Source organism: Microbulbifer sp. ABF4_143, from assembly GCF_056160225.1.
In genome coordinates this window covers 21,754-37,197 of record NZ_JBSWWT010000004.1, presented here as the reverse complement: position 1 = coordinate 37,197, position 15,444 = coordinate 21,754, and the positions used below count along the sequence as shown (strand labels likewise).

Sequence of the window (15,444 nt, the reverse complement as noted above, 5' to 3'; positions counted from 1 at the left end):
GCTATGAGCGAAATCAAAAAGGTGGTGCTGGCGTATTCCGGCGGCCTGGATACCTCGGTGATCGTGCGCTGGCTGCAGGAAACCTACGGCTGCGAGGTGGTGACCTTTACCGCCGATATCGGCCAGGGTGAGGAGGTGGAGCCCGCGCGCGCCAAGGCGGAGGCGCTCGGCGTCAAGGAAATCTATATCGACGATCTGCGCGAAGAGTTCGTGCGCGATTTCGTCTTCCCGATGTTCCGCGCCAACACCATCTACGAGGGCGAGTACCTGCTTGGCACCTCCATCGCCCGCCCGCTGATCGCCAAGCGCCTGATCGAGATCGCCAACGAGACCGGCGCCGATGCCATCTCCCACGGCGCCACCGGCAAGGGCAACGACCAGGTGCGCTTTGAGCTGGGCGCCTACGCGCTGAAGCCGGGCATTCAGGTGATCGCGCCCTGGCGCGAGTGGGACCTGACATCCCGCGAGAAGCTGATGCAGTACTGCGCGCAGCACAAGATTCCGGTGGACTTCTCCTCCGGCAAGAAGAAGTCCCCCTACTCGATGGACGCCAACCTGCTGCATATCTCCTACGAGGGCGGCATCCTCGAGGACCCCTGGGCGGAGGCCGAGGAGGATATGTGGCGCTGGAGCGTCAGCCCCGAGGCGGCGCCGGACCAGCCCACCTATATCACCCTGACGTATGAAAAGGGCGATCCGGTGGCCATCGACGGCGAGCGCCTGAGCCCGGCTGCGCTGCTGGAGAAACTGAACAAGCTCGGCGGTGCCAACGGTATCGGCCGCCTGGATATCGTCGAGAACCGCTATGTGGGCATGAAGTCCCGCGGCTGCTACGAAACTCCCGGTGGCACCATCCTGCTGAAGGCGCACCGCGCCATAGAGTCCATCACGCTGGACCGCGAAGTGGCACATATGAAAGACGAACTGATGCCGCGCTACGCGAAACTGATTTACAACGGTTACTGGTGGTCCCCGGAGCGGAGCATGCTGCAGGCGGCCATCGACGAGTCCCAGCAGGTGGTCAACGGCGAAGTGCGGCTGAAACTGTACAAGGGCAGTGTCAGCGCCGTGGGCCGCCGCTCCGCCGACAGCCTGTTCGACGAGCGCATCGCCACCTTCGAGGAGGATGCGGGCGCCTACGACCAGAAGGACGCCGAGGGCTTTATCAAGCTGAACGCCCTGCGCCTGCGCATCGCGGCGGGCAAGGGCAGAAAATTGATGTAGATCAAGCGCCGCCGGCGAACGGTGCGCTTAAATCGTCGCCCCGCAGCTTGCGACGGCTATCGTGAAGGGCACAGAGCCGAAATGTTTATTTCGGCTTCCGTGCGTTTTTGAGCAACGAATTTTAAAAAGCAACGGAAGTAACGACATGACGACAACGGTGGCAAAGACCGGCCCTGTGCCGGACTATGACTACAACATCGTGCGCCAGTTCACCATAGCGTCTGTGGTCTGGGGTATTTTTGGCATGGGTATGGGTGTGCTGATCGCGGCACAGCTGGCCTGGCCGGAACTGAACGACTTCTGGCAGCCGTTTTCCCATTTCGGCCGCCTGCGCCCGCTGCACACCAACGCGGTAATCTTCGCCTTCGGCGGCAGCGTGTTGTTTGCCACCTCCTACTATGTCGTGCAGCGCACCTGTCAGACGCCGCTCTGGGGCGGTTGGCTGGTGCCGTTTACCTTCTGGGGCTGGCAGGTGGTCATTGTGGCCGCGGCCATCACCCTGCCGCTGGGCTACACCTCCACCAAGGAGTATGCGGAGCTGGAGTGGCCGATCGATATTCTGATTGCGCTGGTGTGGATCGCCTATGCGCTGGTGTTCTTCGGTACCATCGCCAAGCGCAGAACCTCGCATATCTATGTGGCCAACTGGTTCTTCGGCGCTTACATCATCACCATTGCCGTACTGCATATCGTCAACAACCTGGAAATCCCGGTAGGCCCCTTCAAGTCCTACTCGATTTTCTCCGGCACCAAGGACGCGATGATCCAGTGGTGGTACGGCCACAACGCGGTGGGCTTCTTCCTGACCGCGGCCTTCCTCGGCATCATGTACTACTTCGTGCCCAAGCAGGCCGGGCGCCCGGTGTATTCCTACCAGCTGTCCATCGTGCACTTCTGGGCGTTGATCTCCATCTACGTCTGGGCCGGCGGCCACCACCTGCACTACTCGGCGCTGCCTGACTGGACCCAGAGCCTGGCCATGGTGATGTCCGTGATCCTGCTGGCGCCCTCCTGGGGCGGCATGATCAACGGCATCATGACCCTGTCCGGCGCCTGGCACAAACTGCGCACCGACCCGACTCTGCGCTTCCTGGTGGTGTCTCTGTCCTTCTACGGCATGTCCACCTTCGAGGGGCCGATGATGTCCATCAAGACGGTCAACGCCCTGTCCCACAACACCGACTGGACCGTGGGCCATGTGCATTCCGGCGCGCTGGGCTGGGTGGCGATGATTTCCATCGGCGCTCTGTATCACCTGGTGCCGGTACTGTGGAAGCGCAAAGAGATGTACAGCGTGAAGCTGATCAATGCGCACTTCTGGCTGGCCACCGTCGGCACCGTGCTGTACATCGCCGCGATGTGGGTCAACGGCATCACCCAGGGCCTGATGTGGCGCGCCTTCAACGCCGACGGCACCCTGACTTACAGCTTTGTAGAGAGCGTGATCGCCAGCCACCCGGGCTATGTGGTGCGCTGGTTGGGCGGCTCCCTGTTCCTGCTGGGTATGTTGCTGATGGCCTACAACGTCTACCGCACCATTACCGAGAAGGAAAACGAAGCCCACAGTGACAATATGGTCAAGTCGGCAGCGGCGGCTTAGGAGGTCAGATCGTGAAAAACCATGACATCGTAGAAAAGAACATCGGTCTGATGATCGTCTTCATCGTGATCGCGATCAGCTTTGGCGCGCTGGTGGAGATAGTTCCGCAGTTCTTCACCAAGGCCAACAACGAGCCCATCGCCGGGCTCAAGCCGCTGGGCCCGATCGAACTGGAGGGGCGCGACATCTATATCCGCGAGGGCTGCCACGTCTGCCACACGCAGATGATCCGCCCGCTGCGCGCCGAGGTGGAGCGCTACGGCCACTACTCGATGGCGCAGGAATATGTCTACGAGCACCCCTTCCTGTGGGGCTCCAAGCGCACCGGCCCGGACCTGGCCCGCGTCGGCGGGCGCTACTCCGATGAGTGGCAGCGCGCGCACCTGTACAACCCGCGCAGCGTGGTGCCGGAGTCCATCATGCCGGCCTATCCGTGGCTGTTTGACAATGTGGTCACAGGCGAGCACACGGCGAGAAAGATGAAAGCCCTGCGCGCGGTGGGCGTGCCTTACACCGATGAGGATATCGCCAACGCATCCAAACCGTTCGTCGGCGGCAAGGTCAAGGAAATTGACGCGCTGGTGGCCTACCTGCAGCAGCTCGGCACCCTGGTGCAGCAGAAGCGCTAAGGGGTAGTTCAAGCGTGGATATCAATATTTTGCGACAGATCGCAGTTGTCCTCGGCGCCCTGGCATTCCTGGCCATCTGCTGGTGGGCCTTCTCGCCCAAGCGCAAGAAGCGCTTCGAGGAGGACGCCAGGCTGCCGTTCGCTGACGAGGAAGACGCAGCCGCTCGCGAGGATAAAGACAATTCCGGGGATGAGTCCGGAACGGAACAAAAACAGGGGCAGGACAAGCAATGAGTACATTCTGGAGTGTGTGGGTTATTGTGCTCACCCTAGCCAATCTGGCACTGATCACCTGGGTGCTGTTCGCCAACCGCAAGGTGGCGGTGGACGACCAGGCGGACCCGGAGAACGCCACGACGGGTCACGTCTACGACGGTATCGAAGAATACGACAACCCGCTGCCCAAATGGTGGTTCATGCTGTTTGTGGCAACACTGGTGTGGACTGCGATCTACCTGGTGGTGTACCCGGGTATGGGCAATTTCAAGGGTATCGTCGGCTGGACGTCCGTCGGTCAGTTGGAAGCCCAGCAGGCCAAGGCGCAGGAGAAGTTTGACGAGACCTTCGGCAAGTATGTGGAGATGCCCATCGAACAGATCGCGGAAAGCCGCGAGGCGCTGAAAATGGGTGCGCGTATCTTTGCCAACAACTGCGCGGTGTGCCACGGTGCGGACGGCGGCGGCAACTTCGGCTTCCCGAACCTGACCGACGGCGACTGGCTCTACGGCGGCACGCCGGAAAAAATCCTCGAGACCATCCGCGAGGGCCGCGAGGGGCAGATGCCGCCCCAGGGGCCGGTCATTGGCGAGGACGGCGTGAAGAATGTCACCGAATATGTGCTGGCCCTGAACGGCCTGGAGCACAACGCGGAGATGGCCGTCGAAGGCCAGAAGGTTTTCGGCACCGTGTGCATGGCCTGTCACGGTATGGACGGCAAGGGCAACCAGGCCCTCGGCGCCCCCAACCTGACCGACAACATCTGGCTCTACGGCGGCAGCCGCGAGCAGATACAGCACACCATCCGCGGTGGCCGCAAGAACCTGATGCCGGCGCAGAAGGACAAGCTGCGTGAAGACAAGATCCGCCTTGTGGCGGCCTATGTCTACAGTCTGTCCCGTCAGCAGGACGTAGAACAGTAATCGGCACGAGCGATTGCTGTTGACCCGGCGATTCGTATCGCCGGACAATTCGCGCGGCCCGGGTCGGGCCGCGCGGGATCCGGGCGCTGCAGGGACGAAGAAGAAAAGCCTCATAGACTGGCCAGACTAATCTACCCGCGCGCAGCGTGCGCCCTGGTAAAGTGAGGTTTTCCCGTGACTGATTTGATTCCCACCCGCGAGGAGCAGGACGGCGATGGCGAAGTGCGCTATCGCATGCTCTACGAATCGGAAGACAAAATCTATATTCGCCACATTCGCGGCGTCTACACCCGTATCCGCAAATACACCGGCCTGCCGCTGCTGCTGGCTTTCTTCTTCATCCCCTGGCTGACCATCGAGGGGCGCCAGGCGGTGCACTTCGATCTCCCCGCGCGCCAGTTCCACATCCTGTGGAGCACCTTCGGTCCCCAGGACGGCTTCCTGCTCGGCTTTCTGCTGATCATCGCCGCCTTCGCCCTGTTTGCGGTGACCACCTGGCTCGGGCGCGTCTGGTGCGGCTTTACCTGTCCGCAGACGGTCTGGACCATGATGTTTATCTGGGCCGAGCGGGTGTGCGAGGGCGACCGCAACAAGCGCATGAAACTGGACGCGGCGCCCTGGAGTGTCGAAAAGGTGTTGCGCAAGGGCGGCACTCACGCGATCTGGCTGTTTATCTCCCTCGCCACCGCGCTGGCCTTCGTCGGGTACTTCTACGGCATACGCGACCTGGTCGTGGATCTGGCGACCTTCAATGCCCACCCGCAGGGCGCCTTCTGGGTGGCCTTCTTTACCTTCGCCACCTATATGAACGCCGGCTTCCTGCGCGAACAGGTGTGCAAGTACATGTGCCCCTACGCGCGTTTCCAGTCGGTGATGTACGACCAGGATACGCTGGCGGTGTATTACGACGCCCGCCGCGGCGAGACCCGCGGACCGCGCAAGAAAGGCATCGACTACCGTGCCGAGGGGCTCGGCGACTGTATCGACTGCTACTGGTGCGTGCAGGTATGCCCGGTGGATATCGATATCCGCGACGGTATGCAGTACGAGTGCATCAACTGCGGCCTGTGCGTCGACGCCTGCAACAGCGTCATGGACAAGATGGGCTACCCGCGCGGTCTGATCCGCTTCACCTCCGAGGACGAACTGGAAACCGGCAAGACCAACTACCTGCGCCCGCGCCTGTTCGGCTATGCGCTGGTACTGATGGCGATGGTCGGTCTCTTCTCCTACCAGCTGCTCACCCGCAGCCCGATCGAGGCGGAAGTATTGCGCGATCGCGGCGCGCGCCTGTACCGGGAGTCCCAGGGGCTGATCCAGAACGTCTACACGATCAAGATCAACAATATGGACCAGGCCGCGCACGAGTTCTCCATCCGCGTCGAGGGCGTGGCCGGTTACGACTACTCGGTGCGCATGCCGAGGGAAATCTACCTCCAGGCCGGGGAGATCTACTCGGTGCCGATCCGCGTCAGTGTGCCCCGGGCGCAGCTGAAGACCACCAAGCACGATATTGATATCGTCGTACAGGCGGTGGACCGGCCGGAGCTGATGGACAGGCACCGGACGGTGTTTATCGGCCCGAAACAGTAATCGCCGGGATTCCGGACACAGCCTGCAAGTATTTGGTGGAGAGATGAACGCAAACACGTCAAAACCCTGGTACCGCGAATTCTGGGTCTGGGTAATCCTGGCGCCGCTGATCCTGACGGTGCTGGTCAGCTTCGTGATGGTTTCGATCGCGGTGCGCCACGCCGACGACACCGTCAGCGACACCTACTACAAAGACAGCCGCATGTACCACTTCACCGCCGACCAGGACAAGCGCGCGCGGGCCCTGGGGCTGGCGGCCATGGTGCAGTTCGAGCGCGCGGAAGGCAGCCCTGAGCGCCCGCACAACGGCCCCGAGCGTCAAAACAACCGCCTGACCCTGGAGCTGACCGGCGAGTTGGAGTACCCCCAGCGACTGCTGCTGACCCTGAGCCACCCGGTGGAGGCGGATCTGGATCGCCACATACTGCTGGAGCGGGTGTCCGCCGGCCGCTACACCGGCACTGTGCCGGGCGCGCTGCAGCACCGCTGGTACCTGCGCCTGATGCCGGAACTGAACCCGCAGCAGCACCAGAAAGCGGAGTGGCGCCTGAAGGGTGAAATCAATTTCGACCTGGGCGAGGCTGCGCCGCTCAATCCCCCCCGATGACTGCGACCCCCTGCTTCCACTGCGGCCTGCCGGTGCCCGCCGGCAGCAACCACTCGGTGCTGATTGACGGCGCCGAGCGGGCCATGTGCTGCCCCGGCTGCGAGGCGGTGGCGGGGGCCATCGTCTCCGGCGGACTGGAGCATTTTTACCGCTACCGCGACAGCAGCAGCGAGCGCCCGGAATCCCGCGAGATTCAGGGCGAGCGCTGGGCGGCCTACGACCTGCCCGAGGTCCAGCGGCAGTATGTGCGCGACTGGAACGGCGAACTGAAAGTCGCCGGACTGCTGATCGGCGGCATCAGCTGCGCCGCCTGCGTGTGGCTGATCGAAAAACACCTGGGGCGGCTCGACGGCGTACACAAGGTTTCGGTCAACGCCAGCACCCAGCGCGCGCAGATCTGTTTCGACCCGGCCGTCCTGCAGCCCAGCCGGCTGTTTGCCGAACTGGAACGTATCGGCTACCGCCCGGCGCCGGCCACCGCCGCCAACAGCGAAGACATGATCCAGCGCGAGCACCGCGCCGCGCTGCGCCGCCTCGGCGTTGCGGGCCTCGGCACTATGCAGGTGATGATGTTCGCGGTTGCACTCTATTTCGGCGCCGACACCGGCATCGACGCGGCATTCGAGCGCTATCTGCGCTGGGTTTCGCTGCTGGTCGCGACACCGGTGGTCTTCTACGCCGCGCGTCCCTTCTTCGCCGCCGCCCGGCGCAGCCTGCGCGCCCGCAGCCTCAGCATGGATGTGCCCGTGTCCCTGGCCATAGGGCTGGCCTACGCCGCCAGCTTCTACGCCACCGTGTTCGAGACCGGCGAGGTCTATTTCGAATCCATCTCCATGTTCACCTTCTTCCTGCTGCTCGGCCGCACCGTGGAGATGCGCGCGCGCCACCGCGCCGGGCTCGCCAGCGGCGGGTTGGCACAGCTGTTGCCGCTGACGGCGGCGAGGATCCACGGCGACCGGATAGAGAGTGTGCCGGTGGCGGCGCTGACGCCGGGCGACTGCATCCTGCTGCGCCCGGGGGATACCATCGCCGCCGACGGCGAGGTTATCGACGGGGAGAGCGGCGTGGACGAATCCCTGCTCAGCGGCGAATCGGCCCTGCAGCAGAAGACCGCCGGCAGCCGGGTTTACGCCGGCAGCGTCAATGGCGACTCGACCCTGAAGGTGCGCGTCACCGCCGCCGGCCAGTCCACGCGGCTGTCCGCCATCGAGCGGCTGGTGGAGCGGGCGCAACTGGACAAGCCGCGCCAGGTGGCGCTGGCGGACCGGGTCGCCGGCTGGTTCGTGGGCCTGGTGCTGGCGGCGGCGCTGGGCGCCTTCGCCGTCTGGTGGCAGATAGACTCGGAGCGCGCCTTCTGGGTCGCGCTGTCGGTCCTGGTGGTGACCTGCCCCTGCGCGCTGTCGCTGGCCACCCCCGCCGCACTGGCGTCCGCGACGCTGCGCCTGCAGCAGCTGGGGCTGCTGGTGGCGGGCGGCAACCTGCTGGAGACACTGCCGCGTATCAGCCGCGTCGTGTTCGACAAGACCGGCACCCTGACACGCGGTGAGCCGCGAATTGTGCATATCGAACTGCTGCGCGACGGCTGGGATGAACAGCGGGTGAAGGATGTGGCGGCGGCGCTGGAAGCCCACAGCAACCACCCGCTGTCAAAGGCGTTCCGCGCCTGGCGGGGCAATCTCAGTGCCGGCGAACTGAAAGTGCACACCGGTCGCGGCCTGGAGGGCGTCATCGACGGCGAGCGCTACCGCCTGGGGCGGGCCGACTTCGCCGCGCGGACCGCCGTGACAGCGCCCGCCGGAGAGGGGCAGTGGCTGCTACTGGCGGACACGGCCGGGCCTCTCGCCTGGATTGCGCTGGGCGACCGGCTGCGCGCTTCGGCGAAGTCCGCGGTGGCGCAGCTCCACCAAAGCGGCCTGCAGGTCGCGCTGCTGAGCGGCGACCAGTCCGCCGAGGTGGCGCGCCTCGCCGACGCGGCCGGCATAGCCAACTTCCGCGCCGGTGCCTCGCCGGAGGACAAGCTGGCGCAGCTGCAGCAGTTGCAGCGCCGCGGCGAGCGGGTGCTGATGGTCGGCGACGGCCTGAATGACGTTCCGGTGCTCTCCGGCGCCGACGCGTCTGTGGCGATGATGTCCGCCGCCGATCTGGCCCAGTCCCGGGCCGACGCGATACTGCTGAACGGCGACCTGACGGTGCTGCCAAAAGCCATCGCCCTGGCGCGCCAGTGCCGGCGCATAGTGCGCCAGAATCTGACCTGGGCCCTGGGGTACAATGCGCTGGCGCTGCCGCTGGCGGCGTGCGGGCTGGTGCCGCCCTGGGCCGCGGCGATCGGCATGTCGGCCAGCTCGCTGATTGTGGTACTGAATGCACTGCGCCTTTCCCGCGGCGGTGTGGAGGGGCCAGCGCGCGAGCAAGCGTCGGCGGGGCAGGCTTGCGCGAGTTCGGAGAGTTGGAGTTAACCTTGGACAGCCTCTATTTTCTGATCCCGATCGCGATCCTTTTTATCGGTGGCGCGGTGAAACTGTTTTTCTGGGCGGTGAACAACGGCCAGTACGACGACCTGGAAACCGAGGGGCGGCGTATCCTGTTCGACGATGACGAGCCCGGGAGTTCCGAGGCCGAAGAGGGCGGGAGAGACTGATGGGGGACTGGGGCTTCCTGGCCGCGGCGCTGGCCATCGGTTTTCTCGGCAGCAGCCACTGTATCGGTATGTGCGGTGGTATCGCCGGCGCTCTGGGTATGGCGGTGCCGGGGCGGCAGACCGCCTGGGGGCTGCTGACCTGCTATTCCGCCGGCCGCCTGGGCAGCTACGCGCTGATGGGGGCCATTGCCGGCGCCCTGGGAGCGGCGGCCCTGCCGGCATTGACGCCGCTGCGCTTTGCGGCGGGTGTGATGCTGGTTGCGATGGCGCTCTATGTCGGCGGTATCTGGCGCGGCCTCGTCTGGCTGGAGCGGGGCGGTGCCTATCTGTGGCGCTACCTGCAGCCGCTGTCGGCGAAATTGCTGCCGGTGCGCACGGCCCCCCAGGCGCTGGCGCTCGGTTCCCTGTGGGGCTGGCTGCCCTGCGGCCTGGTGTACAGCGCGCTGGCCTTCGCTCTGGCCCAGGGCAGCGGCCTGCGTGCGGCGCTGGCGATGCTGGCGTTCGGGCTGGGTACGGTACCGGCGATGTTGGCCACCGGCGCAGCGGCGGCGCGGGTGCGCGGCTTCGTGCAGAGGCCGGCGGTGCGCCTGCTGTTTGCCGGCGCGCTGCTGCTGTTCGGGCTCTGGACCATCTGGGGCGCGCTGGGACACGGCGATCACGCTGGTCACGGGAATCACGGGGATCATCAGATGGATCCGCCCGCGGCCGAGAGCCAGGGACACGGACACCACCACTGATCGACAGTCGGCGCGACTCTCTCCTATTGGAAAATTGTCGTGTCAGTTTCGCTCTTTTGCCGCAAAAGGCGCAATTTTCTCTCATTTTCTGTGCGATTATCGGCACAAATTGGCGCCCGCCGCCTGGCGCGAAAAGACAATCGCGGTTATCTTCTGCTTCGTACAAATGACAGCGTTATCATTTTTTAGTGACAGCGCTGTCTGCGCGAGATGCAGTAGGGCGCCGCGCAGTTCCCCGCGCACAGCGGGGCGTCGCCGCCAGCGCAACGATTTGTACTTTCGTATCGACACGGCTCGCTGGGGCGGTATCGAAGGGGTACAGCGGTTGTGGGGTCGCGGCGCAGTAGCTGGCGTAGGTGTTTTCGGCTCGTTCGCCGTTGGCCCGTTTCGGACTCAACGCAAAAAATAACGGTGACAAGCATGAAAATAACGACATCTTTACGGCTGGCGGCCGCGGCGCTGCTCGGCCTGCTGGCAGGGCAGCTGTACGCTTACGACTGCGGCGGTGTGCAGGTCTATGTGGACGGCGCCGCCTACAGCAGCGGCGATATCGTGCAGAATGACGGTGTGGCCTACCGCTGCAAGGTCGGCGGCTGGTGCAGCCAGGGTGGGGCCTACGAGCCGGGCGGCAGCGCCGGCTGGGCCTGGCCCGAAGCCTGGGAGGATCTGGGGGCCTGTGACGGCGGCAGCGGTTCCTCTTCCGGCAGTTCCTCGAGCGGCTCTTCCGGCAGTTCCGGCGGCTCCACCTCCGGGGGGGCCAGCAGCGGCGGCGGCGACTGCGGCACACTGCCGCTGTGGTCCGCGTCCGAGGTCTATGTGGGCGGTGACCGCGTACAGCACCAGGGCAGTGAGTACGAGGCCAAGTGGTGGACCCAGGGCGAGGACCCGGCTCAGTCCGGCGAGCACGGTGTCTGGAAGCTGATAGACCAGTGCAGCGGCGGTGGCTCCAGCTCCGGTTCGAGCTCCTCCGGTGGCAGCTCCTCCTCTTCGGGCAGTTCCGGCTCCAGTTCCAGTGGCGGCTCCAGCTCCGGCGGCGAGCGCCTCGGCGGTTACTTCGTGAACTGGGGTGTCTACGGGCGCAACTACCATGTGAAGAATATCGCGACCAGCGGTTCCGCGGAGAAGCTGACCCATATCTACTACGCCTTCGGCAATGTGCAGAACGGCCGCTGTACCATCGGCGACTCCTATGCCGACTACGACCGCTTCTACAGTGCCGCCGAGAGTGTCGACGGCGTCGCCGATACCTGGGATGCCGGCGCCCTGCGCGGTTCCTTCAACCAGTTGCGCAAGCTGAAGCAGATGTACCCGCATATCAAGGTGCTCTGGTCCTTCGGTGGCTGGACCTGGTCCGGCGGTTTCGGCCAGGCGGTGCAGAACCCCCAGGCCTTTGCCGACTCCTGCTACGACCTGGTCTACGACCCGCGCTGGGCCGATGTCTTCGACGGTATAGACCTGGATTGGGAGTACCCCAACGCCTGCGGCCTGAGCTGTGACAACAGCGGCTACTCCGCCTTCACCGACATGATGGCGGCGATGCGCGCGCGCTTCGGCGACAAGCTGGTCACCGCGGCGATCACCGCGGACGGCAATCCCGGTGGCAAGATCGATGCCGCGGACTACGCCGGCGCGGCCCAGTATGTCGATTTCTACAACGTGATGACCTATGACTTCTTTGGTGCCTGGGAGAAAAACGGGCCCACGGCCCCGCACGCGCCACTGACCAGCTACTCCGGTATCCCGATCGCCGGTTTCTATGCCGACAACGCCATCCAGGCGCTGAAAAACAAGGGCATTCCGGCGAGCAAGCTGAATCTGGGGATCGGCTTTTACGGCCGCGGCTGGACCGGTGTTTCCCAGTCCGCCCCCGGCGGCTCCGCCTCCGGCGCGGCCCAGGGCACCTACGAGGCCGGTATCGAGGACTACAAGGTGCTGAAAAACAGCTGCCCGGCAAACGGCACCGTGGCCGGCACCGCCTATGCCCACTGCGGCAACAACTGGTGGAGCTACGACACGCCTTCCACCATCGCCGGCAAGATGCAGTATATCGCCGACCAGAACCTGGGCGGTTCCTTCTTCTGGGAGCTTTCCGGGGACACAGCCAATGGCGAATTGATTGAAGCCATGCACAGTAATCAGTAACTTTGCTTGAAACTCGGGAGCCCGGAAGTACCCTGTAGGAGCCCGCTTGCAGGCGAATCTCCCCGAAGCTTCCGGGTGTCCCATTCGCCCGTGAGCAGGCTCCTACAAGCGTGGGCCCGATCCAAGCCGCTACTGATCAACTGGCCGCAACATGAAACACAATAAAAAGCCCGCGGCGGCGGAAACCGTCGCCTGCCCGAAAGCGCCGACCAGTGTCGCGATCAACCTGACCGCACTGGCGATTTCCCTGCTGGCGGTGGTGTGGCTGCGCGAGTACGGGCAGCAGTTGCCGTCGCGCACCCTCGGCCTGGTGGTGGTCTGTGTGGCACTGGCGCTGCCGATCATCGTGCTGGAGTGGCTGTTCCTGAAACCCTATCGCAATGCGTCCGCCGGGCTGGATTTTTCCCAGCCGCGCAAGCGGGGCGGCGGTCGGCGCACGGCGGTGAAGCTGCTGGGCTTTTACGCCAGTGTGGGCCTGGTGGCCTGCGTCTACTGGCTGTTTCCCGAATATCACGGATCCTTCTACGACAATTATTTTGCGGTGGTGAAGGCGGTGCTGCCCTGGTGGCTGCTGCTGGCGGTGCCCTATTTTTACTGGCTCGACGGCCATATGCGTAAGCCGAAAGACGGCTATTGGCACCTGGGCAGCTGGCTGCTCGGCAGGCGCGCCGGCATCGATGGTCGCGCCATCGGTCAACTGCTACTGGGCTGGCTGGTAAAGCTGTTCTTCCTGCCGCTGATGTTTGTCTACCTGGGCAACAATCTGACCACACTGCTGAATTTCGACTTCTCCCGCCTGCCGGGAAGCTTTCAGGCGGTGTTCGATTTCACCTTCAACTTTCTCTACTACATCGATTTGCTGTTTGTGACCGTCGGCTATGTGTGCACCCTGCGCCTGTTCGACGCCCATATCCGCACGGCGGAGCCGAGTTTTCTCGGCTGGGGTGTGGCGCTGATCGGCTACCAGCCTTTCTGGAGCACATTTTCCGGCACCTACCTCAAATACGATGAGGGCCCGGCCTGGGGCTACTGGTTTTGGGATACACCCTGGGCCTACGGGCTCTGGGGCAGTGCGATCCTGCTGTTGATCGCGATCTACGTGTGGGCCAGTGTGCCCTTCGGCATCCGCTTCTCCAACCTGACCCACCGCGGCATCCTCACCAACGGCCCCTACCGCTATACCAAGCACCCGGCCTATATCAGCAAGAACCTGTCCTGGTGGATGATCTCCATGCCCTTTATGGTCAGTTCCACCGCAGACGAGGCGCTGCGGCACTCGCTGCTGCTGTTGATGGTGAACTTCATTTATTTTATGCGCGCGCGCACCGAGGAGCGGCACCTGTCCTGGGACCCGGACTATGTCGCCTATGCGCGCTATATCGAGCAGCGCGGCCTGTTTGCATTTGTCGGCCGCCTCTTCCCGCTGCTGCGTTTCAAACCCGGATGTCTGTTCAATTACGGCGGCCAGCCGGAGCCACGGGACCGGGCGCGCCCGGCGGTATCCGGGCTGGTGGCAGAATAGCGGGCGATACCGAGTCTCCGCGCGGCCGGGGCCGCGCCGAGCCTTCCGCAGGGCCCGTTTTCCGCTTCGTATACAACAGCGGCGCTTGCACTTCTCTGAATCGGGCGGCTACAGCCGGTCGACCATCTCCGAGTGCCCGGCGCGGGCTGCACAGTGGGCGCAGCAGTAGTATTTGCCGTCGGCCTCGGTGCCGTGGCCGAGGATGCGGCAGTTGCACTGGTCGCACCTGGGCGCCAGGGCCTGGATGGCACACTCGAAACTGTCGAAGGTGTGGGTCGTGCCGCCCATTTTGATTTCCATCGTCTTGTCGTAGTCGTTGCCGCAGGTTTCACAGCGATTCATCGTCTCTGTCTCCGTTGAGAGGCCTGGTTCCGAATGGCGCCAAGTGGATGTAAAGGCTTCCACTTCATACCTGTTTAACCTTAGGCGAAACGAGCGCTGGCAGCCTTCCCGATACGCGGAAGGCGCTCCGGGTATCGGGACGGGGGAGGGGTCAGAGATCGATGCGCAGGGATAGGTCTATGGCGCGCAGGTGCTTGGTCAGGCTGCCGGAGGAGATGTAGTCCACGTCCAGGGTGGCCAGTTGTTGCAGGCGCTCGCTGTCGACGCTGCCGGATATCTCTATCTTGGCTCTGCCCTTGGCCATGGACAGCGCGGTCCGGGTGTCCTCGTCGCTGAACTCGTCGAGCATGATCACATCGGCGCCGCTGTCGAGGGCCTGCTTCAGCTCTTCGAGGTTTTCCACTTCCACCTCCACCAGCGCCTCCGGTTTGATGGTTCTCGCCTGGGCTATGGCCCTGTCGATGCCGCCGGCGGCGGCGATATGGTTTTCCTTGATCAGGAAGGCGTCGTAGAGGCCGATACGGTGGTTGTGGCAGCCACCGCAGAGCACCGCGTACTTCTGCGCGCTGCGCAGGCCGGGGATCGTCTTGCGGGTGTCCAGTATCTTGACTCCGGTGCCGGCCGCCCTGGCGGCATATTGCGCCGCGGTGGTGGCGGTGCCGGACAGCGTCTGCAGAAAGTTCAGCGCCGTGCGCTCGCCGGTCAGTATGGCGCGGGCATTGCCCTCGAGCTCGAACAGCACCGTATCGGCGGCCACCCGGTCGCCATCCTCGCAGTGCCAGGTTAGCCGCAGCTCCGGGTCCAGCTGGCGGAACACCTCCTCCACCCAGGCGCGGCCGCAGACGGTGCACTCCTCGCGGGTGATCACCCTGGCACTGGCGTCGCGATCGGCCGGGATCAGCTCGGCGGTGATATCCCCACTGCCGATATCCTCCGCCAGCGCCGCGCGAACGGCGCGCTGTATATCGGGAAGCAGGTTGGGGATGGCGGTGTCTTGCGGCTGCATGGGGGAACCTCTGCTGTGGGGGGGCGCAGTTTACCAAAAGCGCCGCGAGATGGATTGTTTTCGCCAGCGCTGTCATTAAACTCGGGGCGAGCGGAGCCAGCTATCAGTCCGGCGTCGATACAGCTGTGACGGATGTCTCAAATGCGTGCGCGGCGCTTGATTCGCCACCCCAAATCGCCTGTAGAATCGGGTTTTCCGACAAAAAAGACCCGCATCTTATCCATTGAGCGGGCGAGCAAAACAGTCATACGGTTGCACCGCGCCCG

Annotated in this window: 14 protein-coding genes; 12 read left to right on the top strand and 2 right to left on the bottom strand. The window is 64.2% G+C overall.

Annotated elements, in window-relative coordinates:
• Nucleotides 1–3: 3 nt before the first annotated feature.
• From ACXAF3_RS04225 to ACXAF3_RS04170, 12 genes are all read left to right on the top strand, one after another.
• Nucleotides 4–1,224, top strand: coding sequence for an argininosuccinate synthase (locus tag ACXAF3_RS04225; RefSeq protein WP_475111041.1), 1,221 nt, complete (start codon nt 4–6; stop codon nt 1,222–1,224).
• 145 nt (nt 1,225–1,369) lie between these two features.
• Nucleotides 1,370–2,824 (top strand): cytochrome-c oxidase, cbb3-type subunit I, encoded by a 1,455-nt coding sequence (gene ccoN, locus ACXAF3_RS04220; protein ID WP_475111040.1) that lies wholly within the window; start codon nt 1,370–1,372, stop codon nt 2,822–2,824.
• A gap of 11 nt (nt 2,825–2,835) precedes the next feature.
• On the top strand, nt 2,836–3,453 hold the full coding sequence (gene ccoO / locus ACXAF3_RS04215) for a cytochrome-c oxidase, cbb3-type subunit II (RefSeq protein WP_475111039.1): 618 nt from the start codon (nt 2,836–2,838) through the stop codon (nt 3,451–3,453).
• Nucleotides 3,454–3,467: 14 nt separating this feature from the next.
• A complete protein-coding gene (locus ACXAF3_RS04210; protein WP_475111038.1) occupies nt 3,468–3,686 on the top strand; it encodes a cbb3-type cytochrome oxidase subunit 3 in 219 nt (72 codons plus the stop codon).
• Nucleotides 3,683–4,591 carry a cytochrome-c oxidase, cbb3-type subunit III gene (gene ccoP / locus ACXAF3_RS04205; RefSeq protein ID WP_475111037.1) on the top strand — a complete coding sequence of 303 codons (909 nt, stop codon included), beginning with the start codon at nt 3,683–3,685 and terminating at the stop codon, nt 4,589–4,591. The genes ACXAF3_RS04210 and ccoP overlap by 4 nt, the downstream gene beginning before the upstream one ends.
• A 174-nt stretch (nt 4,592–4,765) precedes the next feature.
• Nucleotides 4,766–6,184, top strand: a complete 1,419-nt coding sequence (gene ccoG / locus ACXAF3_RS04200) for a cytochrome c oxidase accessory protein CcoG (RefSeq protein WP_475111036.1) — start codon at nt 4,766–4,768, stop codon at nt 6,182–6,184.
• Between the two features lie 43 nt (nt 6,185–6,227).
• On the top strand, nt 6,228–6,791 hold the full coding sequence (locus ACXAF3_RS04195) for a FixH family protein (protein ID WP_475111035.1): 564 nt from the start codon (nt 6,228–6,230) through the stop codon (nt 6,789–6,791).
• Entirely contained in the window at nt 6,788–9,247 is a 2,460-nt protein-coding gene (locus tag ACXAF3_RS04190; protein WP_475111034.1) for a heavy metal translocating P-type ATPase, read from the top strand. Before ACXAF3_RS04195 ends, ACXAF3_RS04190 begins: the two co-directional genes overlap by 4 nt.
• A 2-nt stretch (nt 9,248–9,249) precedes the next feature.
• Nucleotides 9,250–9,429 carry a cbb3-type cytochrome oxidase assembly protein CcoS gene (ccoS, locus tag ACXAF3_RS04185; protein ID WP_475111033.1) on the top strand — a complete coding sequence of 60 codons (180 nt, stop codon included), beginning with the start codon at nt 9,250–9,252 and terminating at the stop codon, nt 9,427–9,429.
• A complete protein-coding gene (locus ACXAF3_RS04180; protein ID WP_475111032.1) occupies nt 9,429–10,166 on the top strand; it encodes a sulfite exporter TauE/SafE family protein in 738 nt (245 codons plus the stop codon). The genes ccoS and ACXAF3_RS04180 overlap by 1 nt, the downstream gene beginning before the upstream one ends.
• A 420-nt stretch (nt 10,167–10,586) precedes the next feature.
• Nucleotides 10,587–12,308, top strand: a complete 1,722-nt coding sequence (locus ACXAF3_RS04175; RefSeq protein WP_475111031.1) for a glycosyl hydrolase family 18 protein — start codon at nt 10,587–10,589, stop codon at nt 12,306–12,308.
• Nucleotides 12,309–12,459: 151 nt separating this feature from the next.
• On the top strand, nt 12,460–13,830 hold the full coding sequence (locus ACXAF3_RS04170; RefSeq protein ID WP_475111030.1) for an isoprenylcysteine carboxylmethyltransferase family protein: 1,371 nt from the start codon (nt 12,460–12,462) through the stop codon (nt 13,828–13,830).
• A 108-nt stretch (nt 13,831–13,938) separates the two neighbouring features.
• Here the strand turns inward: ACXAF3_RS04170 and ACXAF3_RS04165 are convergent, their stop codons facing one another.
• Together ACXAF3_RS04165 and nadC are read right to left on the bottom strand one after the other, a co-directional pair.
• A complete protein-coding gene (locus ACXAF3_RS04165) occupies nt 13,939–14,172 on the bottom strand; it encodes a hypothetical protein (RefSeq protein WP_475111029.1) in 234 nt (77 codons plus the stop codon).
• A gap of 151 nt (nt 14,173–14,323) precedes the next feature.
• Nucleotides 14,324–15,178, bottom strand: coding sequence for a carboxylating nicotinate-nucleotide diphosphorylase (gene nadC / locus ACXAF3_RS04160; protein WP_475111028.1), 855 nt, complete (start codon nt 15,176–15,178; stop codon nt 14,324–14,326).
• Between the last annotated feature and the right edge of the window lie 266 nt (nt 15,179–15,444).